This is a genomic window from Allobosea sp. MMO-172, from assembly GCF_037147855.1.
In the GTDB taxonomy this organism is placed as follows: Bacteria; Pseudomonadota; Alphaproteobacteria; order Rhizobiales; family Beijerinckiaceae; genus Allobosea.
On sequence record NZ_JBBCUM010000007.1, the window covers coordinates 91,161 to 110,376 of the forward strand.

A 19,216-nucleotide genomic window follows, 5' to 3' on the forward strand; every position below is an offset into this window, starting at 1 on the left:
CGCCGCCAGCGCCGCCCTGGATCGTGCCGCTGTTGTCGATCGAGAGCGTGGTCCCTGATATTCCGGCGCCGCCAGAGCCACCGGCGGCGGCATAATAGGCAGAACTTGCTCCAGATGAGCCACCACTACCGCCGTTTCCGCCCGTGATGACGCTGGTGTTGGTGATGGCCGAACTCGTGGCGGCAACACCGACGCCGCCTGCACCGCCTTCACCCCCCGGATCGGAAGTGCTGGTGGTCGAGCCGCCGGCGCCGCCCGCTCCACCCGTGACAGCACCGTTGTTCGTGATCGATGATGTCGCAATGGCGACTGCTGCGCCACCGGAGCTGCCAGATGTTCCTGCAACGGACCAAGAGAGCGTTGAGCCGCCATTGCCCCCGCTGCCACCTAGAATGCTGCCGTAACTTGTGATCGCGAGATTCGTACCGGAAACGCCGACCCCTCCAGCGGCAGAGGCTCCGCCAAGAAAGTTTTCGCCAGCGCCACCGTTGCCGCCCCGCCCTCCCGAGACGGCTGCCGAGACGGCTGCCGAGCCACCGATCGTCAAGCTGCTTGGCAGGGTTGAGTCGAGATATAGCAGGCCGATTCCGCCCGCGCCGCCGGCTCCTCCGTGGATAAGGGAGTCGCCTCCCGCGCCACCTTGACCAGCCGATATCGTGCCTAGGATCGTGCCAGTTGTGCCGGCTCCAGTGATAACGGCCCCATAGCCGCCCGCGCCACCGCCACCGCCGCCGCCAACCTCACCGCTTCTGCTCTCGCCGTCGCCGCCAGCCGTTCCGTTCGCAGAGACGAGCGGAAAGGTGGCTCCGGCATGACCATGGATGCCGCCGTCGCCCCCTTTGCCGCCAGCTGCGGGACCGTCGCCGCCCGCGCCGCCTGCACCACCGGCGCCTGCTCCCGCGCCACCACCACCACCACCGCCGCCGCCTGCACGAAAATCCGTGAAATTGTCGCTGCCTGCCGTTCCGGCCGCTCCGGCTGCGGCCGTATTGCTGGCTCCGCCTGCTCCTGGTGCGCCTGCATAGGAGCCCCAGCCGCCGCCTCCCCCTTGAGCAAGGGCCGGCGCCGTCAGCAGCGCAAGCGCGCAGGCAGCCATGGGCGCCACGAGACAGGTCGTTCGCAGCAACCCGGCGATGGTGGAGGGGCGGCCGAAGACGGGACGGACAGGCATGCGGGCTCGCACTCGCGGAGAATCTGTTAGTCACGCCAGAATCTCAGGAGCGGCAGGGGCTTTCCATGTCGCAGCGTCTCGCGTCATGGTAGCAGCGTCTCCGAATCTCCCGCTTCGCCCGCATTGGTGAGTCGTCCGTTAGCGATGATCGAGCTTTCGACCGATATGGTTCCGGCCGGCGACAGCCTCGATTACTGGGGCGGCTCGGTGTTCCGCCGCATCGCTATCTCCGCCACCGAGCCGCGGCGCCCGTTCCGCGCCAGCCTGCGCCGGATGGCCTCGTTGCGCGGCGAGGTCTGGGACCACCGTTCCGAGGCCATCACGGTGGAGCGCGACGCCGGCCGCTGCGCCCGCGACGGCGGCGACGAGATTTATCTGGGCCTGCTCGCCGACGGCCCCTCGCAATTCGAGCAGAACGGCCGGGCGCATACCGTCACCGCCGGCGACCTCTATGTCATCGACTTCGCCCGTCCGGTGAAGGCCGCCTGGTCGGCGCATCGCGAGATCGCCGTGGTGCTGCCGCGTGCCGCGCTGGCGGAATGCCTCGGCTATCCGGTCGGCGAGATCGGCGGGCAGGTGCTGCCGCGCGGCGGCATGACGACGCTGCTGACCTCGCATCTCCTCAGCCTGACCGCAGAAGCGGCGCGCCTGACGCCGCAGGAGCGCGACACCGGCCTTGCTGTCGCCTGCGAACTCGCCTGCGCCGCGTTGCGTCCGCTCACGATGCCGACGGCGCCGCCGCGCGGCGAAGCGTTGCTGGCAGCGGCGCGCCGTCTCATCGCGCGGGATTGCACCGATCCCAATCTGTCCCCGGAGCGATTGGCGACTGCGCTCGGCTGCTCGCGGGCGCAGCTCTACCGCGCCTTCTCCGAGCAGGAGGATTCGGTCGCGACCGCGATCTGGAACGCGCGGCTCGATCTCGCAAAGGCGATGATTTCGGACAATCTGCTGACACGCTCCGCCAGCGAGGTCGCCACACGATCAGGCTTCCACGATGCATCCAACTTCAGCCGGATGTTCAAGCGCCGCTTCGGAGTGAGCCCCGGTCAAATGCGCGACACCTGAGGCAGGCCCGTCAAAGGGCCTGACCGTCGCAATATCGCACCCCTATCTGTTCAAGCTGAACTGAACCCGGAAGGATTGGGGTCCGGATCGCTCGATCTCGTCAGAAAGCTACAAGCCAACGCGTTTCAGCTGCGCCAACCGTTCGGCGCCGACCTAGAATCGCCAGATCAGCGGCACGATGAAGACCGCGACGACGAAGAACCATATCAGCAGGGGCAGGCCGAGCTTCCAGTAGTCGCTGAAGACATAACCGCCCGGGCCCATCACCATCAGGTTGGTCGGTGTGGCGATCGGCGTCAGGAAGGCGCCGGCGGCGGCGACCGCGGTGCTCATCAGCACCGGGCGCGGCGAGATGCCCATGGCGGTCGCCGCAGCGACGCCGATCGGGATGATGATCAGCGCCGTTGCCGTGTTGCTGATGAGCTGGCCCAGGATCGCGGTCAGCACGAACAGCCCGGCGAGGAGCGCCGTCGGCCCGGCATCGCCGACCAGCGCGACCAGGCGGTCGGCCAGCATCTTCGCCGCACCGGTCTCGATCATCGCGGTGGAGAGCGGCATCATCGCGCCGACCAGGATGACGGTCGTCCAGCTGATCGCGCGATAGGACTGCTCGACGGTCATGATACCGCAGAGGATGATGGCGCCGGCCGCGAGCAGGCCCGCCACGGCGGAGGGGACGATACCGGTCGCCAGCATCAGGACCATAGCGAACAGGATGACGATCGCCTGCTTGGCGCCGGGCCCCATCGGCACGGCCTGACGCCGCACCAGTTCCGGCGAGCTGACGACGAGGACATCGGGGTCGTCGAGATGGGTGTCGAGCGCCTTCCAGGTGCCTTGCAACAGCATGGTGTCGCCGGCCTGCAGCTCGACGCTGGCCGCCTTCGACTCACCGGAGCCCTGCGCATCGTTGGCGCCGCGCTGGACGGCCAGCACGATCAGGTCCCCGCTTTCGGTGACCATGCCCGGAAACACGGTCTGGCCGATCAGGCCGGAGCGCGGCGGGATGACCACCTCGGCGAGGCCGGAGCGGCGGTTGAACAAGGTCTCCTCGCTGTCGCCAGCGCCTTCCTCGCGGAAGGAGAGGTGCATCTGCGCCGCGAAATGGGCCGCGGCCTCGCCATCGCCGCGCAACAGGAGATGGTCGCCCTCGGCGATGGTCGTGCGGCGCAGCGGCCCGGCCGTGTCACCGTCCTGGATCGCGACAAGCTGGAGCCCGGACCATGAGCCGAGATCGACCCCGCTGGAAGGCTGCCCGATATAGGGGCAGGTCGCGCGGACGCGCAGCTGGTGGATGCCGCTCGCGAGGCCGTATTGCTCGACCAGCGTCTTGGCGTGGCGGCTGAAATCCGCCGGCATGGTCGCGCCATTGCGCTGCGGCAGCAGCTTCTCGCCGAACAGGATGATGATCGCCATCGTGCCGGCGAGCAGCGGGATGCCGGCCAGCGCGAACTCGAAGAAGCTGAAGCCGCTGACTCCGGCATCGAGCGCGGCCTCGGAGACCAGCACGTTCACCGGCGATCCGGTCAGCGCCAGCATGGAGCCGGCATGGCCGGCGAAGACCAGCGGCATCAGGAGCTGCGATGAGTTGCGCTTGAGCCGGACCGCGATGACGACGACGACCGGCAGCAGGGCAGCGACCGCACCGTTGAGGCTGATCAGCGCGACCAGCAGCGACACCAGCCCCATCATCATGAGGAGCAGGCGCGTGCGGCTTTCCTCGCCCGCGCCCTTGATCAGGAGCTGGCCCGCCCAGGCCGTGACGCCGGTGACCTCGAGCCCCGAACTGACGACGAAGAGCGAGGCGATGAAGATGACCGCGGGGTCGCCGAGGCCGGCGAAAGCCTGCGGCAAGGTCAGCACGCCCGTCGCCCAGAGACCCAGCGCCGTGCCCATCGCCACGAGTACGACGGGCACCTTGTTCGTAATGAACAGGACGACGGCAATGGCGATGATGAGGCCGGTATAGGCGATCGGGCTCAAGCGGCGGCTCCTTGTGGGGCCTGCTCAACGCAGACCCGGCGAAAGCCAAATCCGATCAGGCTGGAAGAACCTGATCGGACCCGGCTCTCATTGTCGATAAGAACATGCATCGACCTGACTGCGAAGCAGGCTTAGCGATGCGTGCTCTGGGTTTCAGTCCTGCATCGTCGCCATGAGGATGCCGAGGCGGCAACCCTTCTCGTATTCGTCGAGATTCACGTATTCCTTGATGGTGTGAATCTCCGCCTGGCCGGCGCCGATGGTGATGGTCGGCACGCCGTGCTTGTCGAGCCAGTTGGCATCGAGCCCGCCATTCGAGAACAAGTAGTTCGGCTCGATGCCGAGGATGCCGAGCGCCTTGGTGGCGCGTGCGACCACGGGCGAATCCTTGGCGAGCTCGAAGGGCGGGTAGGCCGGCTTGTGGCTGAACTTCACCTGCGCGGTCTCGCCGGCATCGTCCTTGACCTCGGCCTGCGCCTTGGCGAAGGCCGCCTTGAAAGCCTCGGCGATCTTCGTGGCGAAGGCGGCCTCGGGACTGCGGGCCTCGCCGCGGATATAGGCGTAGTCGGTGACGACATTGGTCGCGTCGCCGGCGGCAATCGTGCCGCCCTTGCCGCCGAAGATGCCGACATTGCTGGTGCCGCGCCCGTCGGGCTTGACGATCTTGCCGAACCAGCCTTCGCGGCGGGCCTCGGTGATCGCGATCGAGCCGACCAGCGTCGCCGAGATGCCCTTCTCCGGCGCGACGCCGGCATGGGAGGCCTTGCCGGTGATTTCGACTTCCCAGTTCTCCTGGCCGACGGCGCCGATCAGCAATTCGGACGCGAGCTGGCCGTCGACATTGATGCACATCGCCGCGCCGCCGAGATCCTTCGGGTTCAGCTCGCGCGCGCCGTGCAGGCCGCTTTCCTCGCGCACGGTGAAGAGCAGCGTGATCGGCGGATGGGGCAATTTGTGCTTGATCAGCGTCTCGGCCAGCACGACCAGCAGGGCGACGCCGGTGCGGGCATCGCCGCCGAGCGCCGTGGTGCCGTCGGAGACGATGCGATTGCCCTTGCGCTCCGGCTTGGCGCCGGCGCAGAGCGGCACGGTGTCGAGATGGGTCGAGAACAGCAAGCGCGGCCCGGCCTTGGTGCCGGGCAGGTCGACGATGAGGTTGCCGGTCTCGGTCGGCAGCGGGATGCGCTTGTTGGCGTCATCGAAGCGGATGGCGGAGGCGGGAACGCCGACGGCCTTAAGGGCCTCGACGACGGCAGCGCCGATATTGGCCTCCTTGCCGGTAACGCCTTCGACCGAGAGGAAGCGCATGAGATGCGCGATGGCGGCTTCGACGTCGAGGGGAATGGACGGTGTCGTCATGATCTGCATCCGGGCGGTTTGAATGGGCGACGGAATCGGTGGCGCGGGAGGTCAGAGGCCCCAGGGCAGGCCGAGCACCTTCCAGACGGCGAAGAGCGCGGTCCACAGCACGAACATCCAGACGACATAGGGCAGCATCAGCGACACCACCGTGCCGACGCCGGCATTGCGGTCGTATCTCTGGATGAAGCCGACCACGAGGGCGAAATAGGCGTTGAGCGGCGTGATCGCGTTCATCGGGGAGTCGCCGATGCGATAGGCCGCGAGCACGGCTTCCGGCTCGACGCCGAGCTTCATCAGCAGCGGCACGAAGACGGGCGCGAAGATCGCCCATTTCGCGATCGCACCGGTCAGCAGCAGGTCGATCAGCGCGACCACGACGATGAAGCCGAGCAGCAGCGGCAGGGCGCCGATATTGGCGGCCTGCAGCGCCCCCGAGAGGCTGAGCGCCATCACCGTGCCGATGTTCGTGTAGGTGAAATAGGCGACGAACTGGCTGAGCACGAAGAACAGGAAGATCGTGCCGCCCATGCTCTTGATCGATTTCTCGATCGCCGCGATGACCTCCGCCAGCGTCTTCAGCGTGCCGGCGCCGATGCCATAGGCCCAGCCCGTGACCAGGAACATCAGCATGATCAGCGCGATCAGGCCGTTCATGAAGGGCGAGTTGCCGATCAGTTCGCCGGTCGTCGGGTTACGCAGCGGCGCGCCTGCAGGAATCGTCAGCAGGCAGAAGACGGCAACCAGCGCAAGCAGGCCGAAGCCGGCGAAGCGCAGGCCGCGCGACTCCGCCTCGGACAGCACGGCGCCCTGCTCGGTGACGGTGCCTTCTGCCGCCAGCTTCGGATCGTAGGCGCCCAAGCGCGGCGAGATCATCTTGTCGGTGATGAAGGCAATGATGACCGTCAGGAACAACACCGAGGCGATCGAGAACCAGAGGTTGGACGCGAGGCCGATCGTGCGGTTGGGATCGACGAGGCGCGCGGCATCGTTCGTGAACTCGACCAGCACCGCGTCGAGCGGCTTGATCAGCATGTTGACCGTGAAGGCGCTGGCGACCGCAGCGAAGCCAAGAGCCAGGCCGGCGACGGGATGGCGGCCGACGGCGAGATAGGCGATGCCGGCCAGCGGGATCAGGACGAGATAACCGGCATCGGCCGCGATGCTGGCGAGGATACCGACGAAGGACAGGATATAGGTCAGGGCCCAGCGCGGCGAGATGATCACCAGCTTGCGGATCAGAGCGGTGACGAGCCCGGATTCCTCCGCGACGCCGGCACCGATCATCGCGACGATCATCAGGCCGACCGCGGTGAAGCTCATGAAATTCGGGATCAGCGACGAATACATGAAGCGGATGCCGTCGATCGTCAGCAGGCTTCGGATCGCCGTGCTCGCCGTCTCGATCTTGTGCGTTTCCGGATTGATCCGCTCGAAGGTCACCGCGGCGCCGAACAGGCCGAGCACGGCGGAAAGGGCGATGACGATCCCGATCAGGATCAGGAAGATGATGACGGGGTGGGGCACCATGTTGCCCACTTTCTCGACCGTGTCGAGAAACCTCTGCATAACCGTCTTCGGTGCGGCACTGGCGGTCGTCATGCTATCTCCCCCCTGGGACCGGAGCCTTCAGCGACAGGATTGCGGTCGGCAGGCGAGAACGTGACGCGCGACGCAAGCGTCGGCTGGACTCCGAGAAATCGACTATTGGCTCCGGCCGGCGAGAATGCATCGGCACAGAATCCCTGAATTTGGATTCCCGTCCCAAATTCAACGGGGCGAGCCTGCCGGAGAGGCTTCGGCCGTGCTCCCGATGGGTCGCCGTCGAGGCGACAAGGCGAGCCGCATTGCCAACAAATGAGATGAAGAGTCCAGAAGTGGGATTCTGGGCTGATCCGTGTTCCCGCCGCTGTTGCTAGCGTCCCCATGGTTTCGCGGCGCAAGGCGCGCGCGGATGCGTGCGATGTCGTGGCCGCCAGGGGAGGCGCGATGCGAAAGCAAGGTTTCCGGCGTTCGGCCCCGCTTCGCCGCCGCCAGCCTTCGGGCCTGCCCGCAAGTCCCGGCACCACGCCCACCCGCCGGCAGGAGCTTCAGGGCGACGAGGCGGTCCATCGCTGCTTGCCCCATCCAATAGGCCCCGTGCTGCGCCCGGCGGTGGCGAGCACTCGGCTGGCGGTGCCGTGACCCTGGACTGGAGCCTGGGGGCCGAGGCCGCCGCCTGGTCGCTTTCGGCTGCGCGTCTCGACGATTTCCGGCCGTTGCTTCCGGCGGAAGAGGAGATCGTCGCCAAGCTCCAATCCGGCGAGTTCGACGGGCTGGGAGACGGCGCCCGGCCCTCGCAGCCGGATCCGCCACGCGTGGTGCGCGCCGCATTCCTGCGCTTCCTGATGTTGGGCGGCGAAGCCGGATGCCGGCCGCATGAGAAGGGCGTCCTCATCCGCGGCGCCTGGGTTTCCGGCGTTCTCGACCTCGAGGCCTGCCGCATCTTCCGTGACATCGGCCTGAACGACTGTCATTTCGAGGCGCCGCCGATCCTGCGGGCGGCCATCATCAACCGTCTCTTCCTGGACGGCTCTCGACTGCCGGGCCTGCAAGCGGAGCGGCTCGAAGCGCGGGGCGGCGTCTACCTGCGCGGGGCCGAGATCGATGGCGTGGTCAGCCTCGATCAGGTTCGCCTGGGCGGCAATCTCGAATGCGCCGGAGCAACGCTGCGGGGCCGCAGCGGCTATGTCCTGCTGGGCCGCAGCCTGGAGGCGCGCAACGTGCTGCTCCATGGCGCGACGCTGCGCGGCGGCATCAACCTCTCCGGCGCCGTGCTGAGAGCTGACCTCGATGCGTCTGGAGTAACCGTCACGGCCTTGGACGGGGTGGCATTGGAGGCGAGCGAGCTTTCCTGCCAGGGCAGCATCGTGCTGCGCAGTGCCCGCGCCGCTGGCGAAGTGCGCCTGACCGGCTCGGTCGTCGGCGGTGACCTCGATTGCTCCGGCACCGTCGTCGAGAACCCGGGCGCAGCCGCGATCGAGGCGAGCCGGGCCGTGGTCAAGGGCGCATTCTTCCTGCGGCGGGAGGCCCGGCTGGACGGTACGCTTGCGCTCTCCGGCGCCTCGATCGGCACGATCCATGACGAGACGGCCTGCTGGCCGAAGCATGGCGACCTCCTGCTCAACCGCTGCCGCTATGGCGCTTTCATCGACGGCCCGGTCGATTCCGAGAGCCGTCTGGACTGGCTGGCGCGCCAGACGCCCGAACGCTGGGGCGAGGATTTCTGGCCGCAGCCTTATGAGCAGCTGGCCGCGGTCTTCCGCGAGATGGGACATGGCGAAGAGGCTAGCTCCGTCCTCGTCATCAAGGAGAGGCTGCAGCGCCGGGCGCGCCGGGCGCGGACGGAGAACCCGATCTGGCGGACGTTCCTTTTCATATCCGACGGCATTCTCGGCATCACGCTGGGATATGGGCGCCGGCCGCTGTTTGCCCTCGTCTGGCTCGTCTTCTTCTGGCTTCTGGGCGTGGCCGCCTTCGCCTATGCCGAGCACCAAGGAGCGGTGATGCCCAACAGTGCCGTCGTCCTGCGCGCGCCGGAATGGACCTTGTGCGGCATCGAGCGCAACGAGCAGAGGCAGCTCGTCGCCAGCGGCGAGTCACAAGGGCTCGCGGCACCGGAGCAGACGCAGCTCGCCTGCTTCCGGCAACGTTGGGAGGCTTCGAGCTATCCCACCTTCAGCCCCTGGATGTATTCGCTCGACACGCTCCTGCCCGTGCTGGACATGGGCCAGCGCACATTCTGGCGGCCGAATCCGACGAAGCCCGGCGGACGCGTCGCCATCGGCTATTTCTACTTCCAGTCCGTCGTGGGATGGGCGTTGAGCCTGCTCGCGGTCGCCGGTTTCTCGGGACTGGTCAAGTCGCCATGACGCGGCGGGTATCGCCACCGGAGATGGCGCCCCAGCAACGGCGGTTTCCGCCTCTTTATCGGCGGATATAGAGATCCATTCTCCCCAGCGCCGGTGTCATAACGCGCCCCGACCGGCTCGATCCGGTCCTAAACTGGCAAAGGGGCTTTGGCATGATGATCGATCGCAGGACGTTGCTCGCCACGGCCGCGGCTGCGGGCATCAGGCCCGCCCTTGCGCAGAGCGCGGTGCTGCGAGTCGGCTATGTGCCGGTCATCGGGGCGAGCGCGCTGTTTGTCCTCGCCGGTAACGGGTCGGCGAAGGACGCGGGCCTCGACCTGAAGCTGAGCAAGTTCGATTCCGGCCCTAACGCGATCCAGGCCTTCGCCTCGGGCACCATCGACATCTTGGTGATCGGCGTCGCTCCGGTCGCGGTTGCCCGGTCTCGCGGTCTCGCGGCGTCGGTCATTGCTGCCGGCGCTGTCGGCGGCACGGCCTTCCTCGCGGGCCCCACCCTCGCCAAGGCGTTTTCCGACAATGGCAACGATCCTGCAAAGGCCTTTGCTGCGTTCCGCTCTGCAGCCGGCCGCAAGGCGAAGTTGGGTACGCTCCCACCGGGAGGCGTCCCGACCGTCGCGCTGCATCACTGGCTCTGGAAGGTCGGCCATGTCGACCGCGCCGATGTCGAGATCGTCAATATGGGCATCGAGGTGGTGCAGCAGGCCATGCTGACCGGCGCCATCGACGGCGGCACCCTGCTGGAGCCCTCGGCCACGCTGGTTCCGGAGCGCGACCTGCGGATCAAGCGCATCGTGAATTCGCCCGACATGTTTCCGAACATTCCCGGTGTCGTGGCGGCGGCCTCGGGCGAACTTCAGAAGACCCGCCCGGATGTGGCGGATCGCTTCGTCGCGCTGTTCCAGCGCGCGACAGAGCTGGTTCGCAGCGACCCGAAGAAGGCCGCCCCGTTCGTCCTCGCCGCGCTTGGTGGCGACCTCGTCTCCGAGACGACCATCGCCAATGCTTTGGTGTCGCCGGCCGTAAGCTTCGTCAACGATCCCGCCAAGATCCGGCAGGCGACCGAGGCGCTGCTCGCCTATCAGGTCGAGCTCGGCGATTTCCAGAAGGCGCCGCCACTGGATGGGCTCTTCGATCAAGCCGCCTACGAGCGCGGCATTCGCACGCCGCTCGGGCGCTGACAACGCGATGGGAGGTGCTTGCCTCCCATCGGAGATCTTGCTGGCCCTAGGCGATGCGGGCCAGCGCTGCAGGCGGCGCCAGTGGAGGCAGCTCGAGGTTGGAGCGGAAATCGCCCCCGACATAGTCGGTGTCGATCAGTGCCCGCCGGCGCAATTCCGGCAGGAGACCGTTCAGGAGAAGGTCCTCCTGGTCGGGATTGCCGAGCCCGTGGAGCGTGAGGACATCCAGCACGCCGGCACGGAAGCGCTCCTCGATCGCGTCGGCCAATTGTTCGGGCGTGCCCGCGACCGACCAATGGCCGGTCTCCTGCGCCTCGATGATCAGTTCGCGAAGCGTCAGGCCCTGCTTCGCGTAGCGGCTGAATATCTCGACACGTCCACGGCGCCGGTTGGTGTCGGTGACCTCGGGCAACAGGCTGTCGGGCAGCGGCTTGTCGAGCGGCAACCCCGAAAGGTCGATATCGCCACCGAGCATGTCGGCGAGCTTGAGGCGGCCGAGCTCATAATCGATGCGCTCGTGCTTTTCCTTCAGGCGCCGGGCGACATCCGCATCGGATTCGCCGATGACCGAGTGGAACGAATTCATCACGAAGGGCAGGTTGTCGCCGCGCCCGAAGCTTTTGGCGCGGCGCCGCAGCTCGGTCACGAACGCGATCGCGCCTTCCAGCTTCGGCTGCGAGGTGTAGACCACCTCGGCATAACGCGCGCCGACAGTGATGCCTGCTTCGGACTGGCCGGCCTGAAACTGCACGGGGCGGCCCTGCGGCAGAGGGGGCACGTTCAACGGTCCCTGAACGGTGAAGTGCCGACCGCGATAGTCGACGCGATGGAATTTCGCGGGGTCGAGCGCGAGCGCGCCGGAGGCCTTGCGGGTGACGGCGTCCCTCTCATTCGCATCGTACAGGGCGTTCACGATCTCGATGAATTCCGCGGCGCGGGCGTAACGATCCTCGGGGCTGAGCAGCGCTGCCCCAAAATTCTCCTCGCCGACCGAGGAGGTGACCGCGTTCCAGGCGGCACGGCCGCCGCTGGCATGGTCCAGCGTGCCGATCAGGCGCGCCAGATTGTAGGGATGGTGAAAGGTCGTCGAAACCGTCGCGACGAGGCCGATATGCGACGTGACCTGGCTCAGGGCGGCGAGCGCAATCAGTGGATCCTGCACCCCGGCCGTGCCGGCGAGGCCGGCCGGGTCGATCTGCAGCAGGTCGGCAGTGAAGAGCCCGGTGATCTTCTCGGTCTCGGCCCTGCGGGCGAATTCTGCTGCTCGTTTCGCACCCGTGGCCGGGTCGGCATCGTTCGCAGCGGCGATCACGTTGGAGGCGCCCATCAGGGTCTTGAGACGGCGACGCGATGACGACATGGCAATGTCCTTCTTCTGGAATTCGGTTGGCAGCGGAGGTTGCTTCGGCTGTCGTGCTTCCGGCGCCGCTCAAGGCGCCGGACGCGCCTGAGCCGGCATTCGCTCGTCGCGCAGCAGAGGCAGCAGTTTCAGGCCCTGGCGCTCGATCTCGGCGAGATAGGGCGTGTCGGACAAGATGAATTGGGTGATCCCGAGGTCGCGATATTTCTTCAGCGATCTCGCGACATCCGTGGCCGAACCGACGAGCCAGGTCGTCCCCGCGCCGCCGCCGCCGACCTTGCCCGGCGCGGTGTAAAGATTGCCGTCCAGCACCTTGCCGCGCGTGGCCAGGTCGAGCAGCCGCCGCTGGCCGGTGGCGACGAAGTTCTGGTGGTCGTGCCAGCCTGTTCCGTTATTTTCCGCCATCGCCGCGACCTTGGCCTCGGCATCGGCCCAGGCCTGCTCAGTCGTGTCCCGGACCAGCGTCGTGATGCGCAGCCCGAACTCAAGCGGCGCGAGTTCGCGGCCGAGCTCGTCGCTCAACGACCGGAGGCGCTCGATCCGCTGCGCGATGTCGGCGAGCGGCTCGCCCCAGAACAGTTGAACGTCGGCCTCGGTCGCGGCCACACGCTCCGCCGCTTCCGACGCGCCGCCGAAATAGAGCTTGGGGTGAACTCTGCCGTTTCGCTGCTGCGGGCGAGGTTGAACGGTCGCATTCGAGACGGAGAAATACGTGCCGCGGAAGTTGACCTTCTCCTCGGTCCAGAGCCGGCGGACAAGCTGCATGAACTCGCGGGTTCGTGCATAGCGCTGGGCCTGGTCGCCTTCCTCATCGCCATAGGCCGCAAAGTCGTCCTGCCCCGACACGATGTTGATGCGGACGCGCCCGCCGCTCAGGTGGTCGAGCGTCGCGGCGGCCGAGGCGAGATTGGCGGGCCGCCAATAACCGGGGCGGATCGCGATCAGCGGCTCGAACGTCCTGGTCCGGGCGGCGAGCGAGGCTGCGACGGTGAATGTGTCCGGCCGCCCCCAGCCCGTGCCGATAAGGGCGCCCTTCCATCCGAAGCGCTCAAGCGCCAGCGCATGGCTGGTCAGGGCGTCGAAGCTGTTATGGTCACCCGTGGCAGAATCGCCGCGGTGACCGGGCTTCACATCGTTCGGTATGTACCAGAGGAATTCGCAGGCATCTGTCATTAAGATTGGGGCTCGATTGAGATAACCGACAGCCACAACTTACGAGGATGCCCCCTCCCGCAGGAAGAAGAGGTATTTCTTTATTTAATCGCCGATGTAGTTGTTTAATCCTCGGCGGCACAAACGCTGACCATCGCACAGGGCAAAGACATCCTGCCGCTCGATCCGGCCAATCACGGCAATAACAGCACCGAGTCGGCGCTGGTGAATCTCTACGAATATCTGGTCGACAAGGATTTCGGCCAGGGACAACTCCGCTTCACGCCGCGCCTCGCGGTGTCCTGGGCACGGAATCCCTGATCCAGCACCCGGCGGGCATAACTCACGCGATCGTTAGCCGCGAATGGCTTGCCGGCCTCGCCATCATCCGCAGCCCTCATGGCAAGGTCAACGCCGCTCGACCCGAGCGTTGAGGCCATTGGCTCGAAAGCCTGTATCGCCTCCGGCATATCTGGCCACTCATCGCGCGACGATGGTCCAGCACGCGCGATAATGCTCTGGCGTCCAAGCCGAACTATGCTCGGCATCCGCGAGCGCAGTGGCATTGTCGTCATCACGCATCGCCAGACGGCCATCCGAGCGAGGATCGCTGGCGAGCTGCTCCGTCCGCAGCATCGATGACGATGTCAGCGCGCGCCGCCTCCCCGCGGCTGTGTGCGGCACCTCACAGACGATGCGCCCCCAGAGCCGCCATAACGCCGCCACACCGCCCGATGAGGCGGCGGACACAGCAATGGAGCGGCACGATGCATGCGCTGAGAAGCGACTTCTTTCACGATATCGACGACCTGACCGACATGCTGCGGCCTCGCGCCAAGTCGATGTTCGATCGGCTGATCGGGCGCATGGCGGTCGGACAGATCTTCGGGGAGCAGTTCCTCTACGAGGTTCACGGCCCCTTCCTCCCGCCTCACCAGAAGCCCGCGCGGCGCCCGCTGACGACGAGGCTGATCGAGGCGCTGTCGGAGCGGCTGCGCAGGGTGCGCGACAAGGCGGAGCTGCGCCAGGCTGCCAAGGCGCTGTCGGAACTCGACGACAGGATGCTGAAGGATATCGGCATCACCCGTTCGGAGATCGAGTTCGCCGTTCGGCGCCCTCATCCGCGGCCGTGACCGGCCGCTGCACGGCGCGTGGCCCCCCGACGCGTCGTGCCCCACCCCCTTCACCAGAACCTGCCAAGCGAACCTCAAAGGAAGAATGTCCCATGTCCACCATGTTTCAGGGCGATATCGCGCAGAAGGTCGATCACGAAGCGATCAAGCTCCGGCAGCACGGCGCCTGGTCGTCCGGCGACTACGCCGTCGTCGGAACGACCTTGCAGATCGTCGGAGAACGCCTCTGCGAGGCGCTTGATCTGCGCGCCGGCCAGATTGTGCTCGATGTCGCCGCCGGCAACGGCAATGCCAGCCTCGCCGCGGCGCGCCGCTGGTGCGACGTCACCAGCACGGACTATGTCGCCGCCTTGCTGGAGCGTGGCCGCGAGCGTGCGGCCGCCGAGCGGCTCGATATCTCGTTCCGCGAAGCCGATGCCGAGGCCCTGCCTTTCGCGGACGGCGAATTCGACGCGGTCCTGTCGACCTTCGGGGTGATGTTCACGCCCGATCAGGAGCGTGCGGCGTCCGAGCTGCTGCGGGTCTGCAGGCATGGCGGCAAGATCGGCATGGCCAACTGGACGCCGGACGGCTTCATCGGCCAGCTCTTCAAGACGATCGGAGCATACGTCCCGCCCGCTGCCGGGCTGCGTTCGCCCGCGCTCTGGGGAACAGAGGAGCGCCTGACGGAGCTGTTCGGCTCGGCAGGCACCTCGATCCAGACGAGGCGGCGCGATTTCGTCTTTCGCTATCGCTCGCCGGATCATTGGCTCCAGGTCTTCCGCAGCTACTACGGACCGGTGCTCAAGGTCTTCGCCGCGCTGGACCCGCAGGCCGGGGCAGCTTTGACCAAGGACCTGATGGCGCTGGTCGGCCAGTTCAACCGATCGGGCGATGCGACCGTCGCCGTGCCGAGCAGCTATCTCGAGATCGTCATCACGCGCGGGCTGAACTGAGTTCGATCACGCCGGCTCGCCCCGGTGCCCGGCCCCCCACCGCGTACTGAGCTGCCCGCCCGCGCGAACGGCAACCTGCGACCATGTTGCCCCTGCGCTGCAACAGGCCACGGCCTGCTGCAGCGCGCCCGTTTTCGCGTGTCGATGCGTCCCTCGCCTCGACCAGACCAACCACGGATCCGTTTCGCGACACGGCTCAACCCGCATGATATAAGGGCATCGGTGCAGGTTCGGCGCTTTCCGGGCTTCCGCCACTCCCGGTCGGAAGGGGAACGGCCGTGCGTCTCATGCCCTGCTCCTTGCGCCGGACCGTCCCGACGACGCGGCGCGAGACGATCGCGCTGCTCGGTGCCATGGCGGCATCGACCGTCGCCGCGCGAGCGCAGCCAAAAGCCATGCCGGTCATCGGCTATCTCGGCTCGGAATCCCCCGAACCCTATGGCAGCCGCCTCGCCGCCTTTGCCGAGGGCCTGGCAGAAGCGGGCTATGTCGACGGCCGCAATGTCACGATCGATTTTCGCTGGGCCGAGGGCCAGTACAGCCGGCTGCCGGCGCTCGCGATGGATCTGGCGGAGCGCCAGGTCACCGTCATGGTCGCGCCAGGAGGCGCGGAGGTCGCGCTCGCCGCGCGATCGGCGAGCAAGACGATCCCGATCGTCTTCGAGATGGGTGGCGATCCGGTCGCCTTGGGCATGGTCGCTAGCCTGTCCCGACCCGGCGGCAACCTCACCGGCGTGAGCAGCCTGAGCGTGGAAGTCTCGCTGAAGCGGCTGGAGTTCATGAGCGAGCTGTTCCCGGCCGCCAGGACCTTCGCCGTCGCCGTCAACCCGGCAAGCCCGACCTCCGGCTCGCAGTCGCGCAATCTGGAAGCTGCCGCGAGCAGGCTTGGGCTGGAGCTGCGCCTGCTCAATGCCAGCAGCGAGCCGGAACTGGAGAGGCTGTTCGCAGCCGCCGCCGAGATGAAGCTGCCCGGACTGGTCTTCACCTCCGACCCCTATTTCGCCTACCGAAGCCGCCGCCTCGCCGAGCTGGCGATGCGTCACACCATGCCGGCCATCACCCAGGCGCGGGATTTCCCGAATGCGGGCGGCCTGATGAGCTATGGCGGCGACTTCCGGCAGTCGCACCGCCATACCGGGATCTATGCCGGCCGGATCATCAAGGGGGAGAAGCCTTCCGACCTGCCGGTCCAGCGCGTGACGAAGGTCGAGCTGTTCGTCAATCTGAAGGCGGCCGGACAGCTCGGGCTGACCATGCCGCCCTCGATCCTGAGCAGTGCCGACGTGGTGATCGAGTAACCTGCCGGAAAGCCGGCGCATGAGCTGTCACGGTGACGCAATCGCCCCCCACCCCACGGAGCTCTCTTTTCGCGAAGTATTTCCTCGCGCTGTTCGCGGCCGTCGTCGTGCCCCTGCTTGTCGCCGGCGGCAGCGAAGCCTGGTTCGGCCACCGCGACCAGAAGGCCAGGCTGAACGACCTTCTCGAAGCGGAGGCCCGATCGGCGGCTGCGAAAATCCAGGACTTCCTGGACGGGATCCGCGATCAGCTGGCATGGACGGTTCAGCTGCCCTGGTCCGACAGCGCCGGCGAAAGGCACCGGCTCGACGCGTTCCGGCTGTTGCGCCAGGTGCCCGCCGTGGTGAACCTGACCCTTGTCGATGCCACCGGCCGCGAGCGCGTGTTCGTCTCCCGCATGGGGCTCAACAGGGTCGAGAGTGGCGCCGACCACACGCTCAACCCGGCCCTCAAGGCGATCGGTCCCGGCGGCGTCTGGTATGGACCGGTGACCTTCCATGCCGGCTCGGAGCCCTTTCTGACCATTGCCGTAGCCGGCAACCGCTCCGCGGTCGGCGTGGCGGTCGCCGAGGTCAATCTCAAGCTCATCTGGGATGTCATATCGGCAATCCGGGTCGGGCGGACCGGGGAAGCGTTCGTTCTGGACCAGCCGGGGCGCCTGATCGCCCATCCCGACATCAGCCTGGTTCTCAGAGCCGACCAGGCCACGATACGGCCACTCCAGATCCTCAGAGCGCGCCTAGCGGCGCAACGCGGCCAGGCGACCGCGGGGCGCGATCTCGACGGCCATACGGTTCTCGCCGCAATGGCGCCGATACCGGGGGTCGACTGGAGCGTCGTCGTCAAGCAACCGGTCGCCGAGGCCTTCGCGCCGATCTACGCGGCCCTGTGGCGGACGGGTGCCGTCCTCGTCATCGGTTCCGGCCTCGCCGCGGCGCTGGCCTACTGGCTCACCCAGCGCATGATCGAGCCGATCCGCATCCTGGAAGACGGCGTGGCACGGATCGGAGCCGGCCAGTTCGACCACCGGATCGACATCCCCACCGGCGATGAATTCGAGCGGCTGGCGACGCGCTTCAACGAGATGGCCGGCGATCTGGCGGTGTCGCAGGAGCGCTCCGAGCGGATCGGCCGGCTCAAGCGGTTTCTCGCGCCGCAGGTGGCCGAGCTGATCGACCAGTCGGGCGACGACAGCGTGCTCGACGGCCGGCGCATCGAGGTGGTGGTCGTCTTTGGCGATCTGCGGGGCTTCACCGCCTTTTCGGCGCGCTCCGAGCCCGAGGTCGTGATGCGTCTCCTGAGCGACTATTACGATGCCCTGGACAGGGTCGTGATCGAGCACGGCGCCACGCTGACGCATTTCTCCGGCGACGGCATGATGGTGCTGATCAACGCGCCCGTGCCCTGCCCGGACCCTGCCTTGTGCGCGATCCGGATGGCGCAGGACATGCAGAAGAGCGTCCAGCTCCTCCTGCGTGATCGGCAAATGCCGGGCCTCCGGCTTGGTTTCGGGATCGGGCTCGCGATGGGGCTCGCGACGGTCGGGCGGATCGGTTCCGAGGGCCGGCTCGAATACACGGCGATCGGAAGTGTGGTGAATCTCGCAGCGCGCATCTGTGCCAGCGCGCGCAATACCGAGGTGCTGATCGACATGGTCGCTGCGGAGGCGGTCGAGGGTTGCGTGCCTCTCGTCGAACTGGATGCGCGTGTCCTGAAGGGTTTCGACCAGCCCGTCCGCGTTTTCGCGGCAGGCGAGCCAGCGGCCGAGCAGCTCTAGGCAGCGTCGATCTTCGCCAAACGCCTGAGGTCGTCGATATCCCGGATCAGCAACCGCCCTCGCCCCAACGAGATGACACCGGTGCGCTTCCAGGACTGGAGATGGCGATTGACCGTTTCGCGCGTCACGCCGGTGAGGGACGCCAGCTCCTCCTGGGACGCGCGGACATCCGTGCCGTAATCGGCGGCGAGCACGAGAATGCGCCGCGCGAGCCGGATGGCGGACGGAAGAAACGTGGTCTCCTCCAGGCGACCGATGACATCGCGCAATCGCGCGCAGAGGAGTTCGATCAAGTGCAGCGCGATCGGCGGTTCGCGCTTGAGCAGGCTCAGGAAGTCCTGCCGCGGCAGGAAGAAGGTGTGGGTGTCCTCCATCGCCACCGCGTCGGCTGTGCGGGACCGGCCGTCGAGCAAGGTGATCTCACCGAAGACGTCGCCACCGCCCAGGACGTTGATCGTCATCTGCTGCCCGAGATCATCCACGGTTCCGATGCGGATCAGGCCCCGCCGGATCGCATAGAGACCGTCGCCCGGATCGCCCTTGAGGAACAGAACCTCCCGTGCGGCCAGGTGCCGTTGCCGGCAGACGGCCGCAATCTTCTCAAGCGCATCCCGCTCGAAGCCCGCAAAGAACGGGTTTGCGGTCAGAATGCTCACGATGCGATGAGAGACATCATTCATCGGAAGCCTCAGAATTCGGACCAGACCACCGCAGCTTCAGCAGACCGGGACGGTGCAGAAGCCAGGGCGACAGGCCACGCCTCCGCTTGCGACCAGCACGGGAGATCGCAAGCGGAGCAAGACAATGCCGAATGGCCTGGTCTGTCACAACACGTTCGCGCGTGGCGGGTCGCGGCCTGCGCCAGTCCGGTCTCAACCGGGACATGAGATTGATCG

At 67.0% G+C, this 19,216-nt stretch carries 13 protein-coding genes; 7 read left to right on the forward strand and 6 right to left on the reverse strand.

What is annotated here, in order from left to right; all coding sequences use genetic code 11:
• Positions 1–1,315 precede the first annotated feature (1,315 nt).
• Positions 1,316–2,236, forward strand: coding sequence for a helix-turn-helix domain-containing protein (locus WFK61_RS12445; RefSeq protein ID WP_336812045.1), 921 nt, complete (start codon positions 1,316–1,318; stop codon positions 2,234–2,236).
• Between the two features lie 153 nt (positions 2,237–2,389).
• On the opposite strand, the gene WFK61_RS12450 is transcribed toward WFK61_RS12445, so the two are convergent.
• The 3 genes from WFK61_RS12450 to WFK61_RS12460 all read right to left on the reverse strand — a co-directional run bounded on the left by WFK61_RS12450 (position 2,390) and on the right by WFK61_RS12460 (position 7,180).
• On the reverse strand, positions 2,390–4,219 hold the full coding sequence (locus tag WFK61_RS12450; RefSeq protein ID WP_336812047.1) for an SLC13 family permease: 1,830 nt from the start codon (positions 4,217–4,219) through the stop codon (positions 2,390–2,392).
• 153 nt (positions 4,220–4,372) lie between these two features.
• Positions 4,373–5,578 carry a M20/M25/M40 family metallo-hydrolase gene (locus WFK61_RS12455; protein ID WP_336812049.1) on the reverse strand — a complete coding sequence of 402 codons (1,206 nt, stop codon included), beginning with the start codon at positions 5,576–5,578 and terminating at the stop codon, positions 4,373–4,375.
• A gap of 51 nt (positions 5,579–5,629) precedes the next feature.
• Entirely contained in the window at positions 5,630–7,180 is a 1,551-nt protein-coding gene (locus WFK61_RS12460; RefSeq protein ID WP_336812051.1) for an AbgT family transporter, read from the reverse strand.
• 578 nt (positions 7,181–7,758) lie between these two features.
• Between WFK61_RS12460 and WFK61_RS12465 the strand changes: the two genes are divergently transcribed.
• Together WFK61_RS12465 and WFK61_RS12470 are read left to right on the forward strand one after the other, a co-directional pair.
• Positions 7,759–9,489: a hypothetical protein gene (locus WFK61_RS12465; RefSeq protein ID WP_336812053.1), complete on the forward strand. Its 1,731-nt coding sequence runs from the start codon at positions 7,759–7,761 to the stop codon at positions 9,487–9,489.
• Positions 9,490–9,641: 152 nt separating this feature from the next.
• Positions 9,642–10,667, forward strand: coding sequence for an ABC transporter substrate-binding protein (locus WFK61_RS12470; RefSeq protein WP_336812054.1), 1,026 nt, complete (start codon positions 9,642–9,644; stop codon positions 10,665–10,667).
• A 46-nt stretch (positions 10,668–10,713) separates the two neighbouring features.
• Here the strand turns inward: WFK61_RS12470 and WFK61_RS12475 are convergent, their stop codons facing one another.
• Complete coding sequence (locus tag WFK61_RS12475) at positions 10,714–12,027, reverse strand: NtaA/DmoA family FMN-dependent monooxygenase (protein ID WP_336812056.1); 1,314 nt, start codon at positions 12,025–12,027, stop codon at positions 10,714–10,716.
• 69 nt (positions 12,028–12,096) lie between these two features.
• Positions 12,097–13,200 carry an LLM class flavin-dependent oxidoreductase gene (locus tag WFK61_RS12480; protein WP_336812058.1) on the reverse strand — a complete coding sequence of 368 codons (1,104 nt, stop codon included), beginning with the start codon at positions 13,198–13,200 and terminating at the stop codon, positions 12,097–12,099.
• Between the two features lie 746 nt (positions 13,201–13,946).
• Here WFK61_RS12480 and WFK61_RS12485 point away from each other — a divergent pair.
• The 4 genes from WFK61_RS12485 (at position 13,947) to WFK61_RS12500 (ending at position 18,320) form a co-directional block, all read left to right on the forward strand.
• Positions 13,947–14,312 (forward strand): DUF1127 domain-containing protein, encoded by a 366-nt coding sequence (locus WFK61_RS12485; protein WP_336812060.1) that lies wholly within the window; start codon positions 13,947–13,949, stop codon positions 14,310–14,312.
• 92 nt (positions 14,313–14,404) lie between these two features.
• Positions 14,405–15,247: a class I SAM-dependent methyltransferase gene (locus WFK61_RS12490; RefSeq protein WP_336812062.1), complete on the forward strand. Its 843-nt coding sequence runs from the start codon at positions 14,405–14,407 to the stop codon at positions 15,245–15,247.
• 287 nt (positions 15,248–15,534) lie between these two features.
• On the forward strand, positions 15,535–16,545 hold the full coding sequence (locus WFK61_RS12495; RefSeq protein ID WP_336812354.1) for an ABC transporter substrate-binding protein: 1,011 nt from the start codon (positions 15,535–15,537) through the stop codon (positions 16,543–16,545).
• A gap of 32 nt (positions 16,546–16,577) precedes the next feature.
• The gene (locus WFK61_RS12500) at positions 16,578–18,320 is read left to right on the forward strand and encodes a cache domain-containing protein (protein ID WP_336812064.1); all 1,743 of its coding nucleotides are present in this window, start codon (positions 16,578–16,580) and stop codon (positions 18,318–18,320) included.
• Here the strand turns inward: WFK61_RS12500 and WFK61_RS12505 are convergent.
• Positions 18,317–18,976 (reverse strand): Crp/Fnr family transcriptional regulator, encoded by a 660-nt coding sequence (locus tag WFK61_RS12505; RefSeq protein ID WP_336812066.1) that lies wholly within the window; start codon positions 18,974–18,976, stop codon positions 18,317–18,319. The genes WFK61_RS12500 and WFK61_RS12505 overlap by 4 nt on opposite strands.
• Between the last annotated feature and the right edge of the window lie 240 nt (positions 18,977–19,216).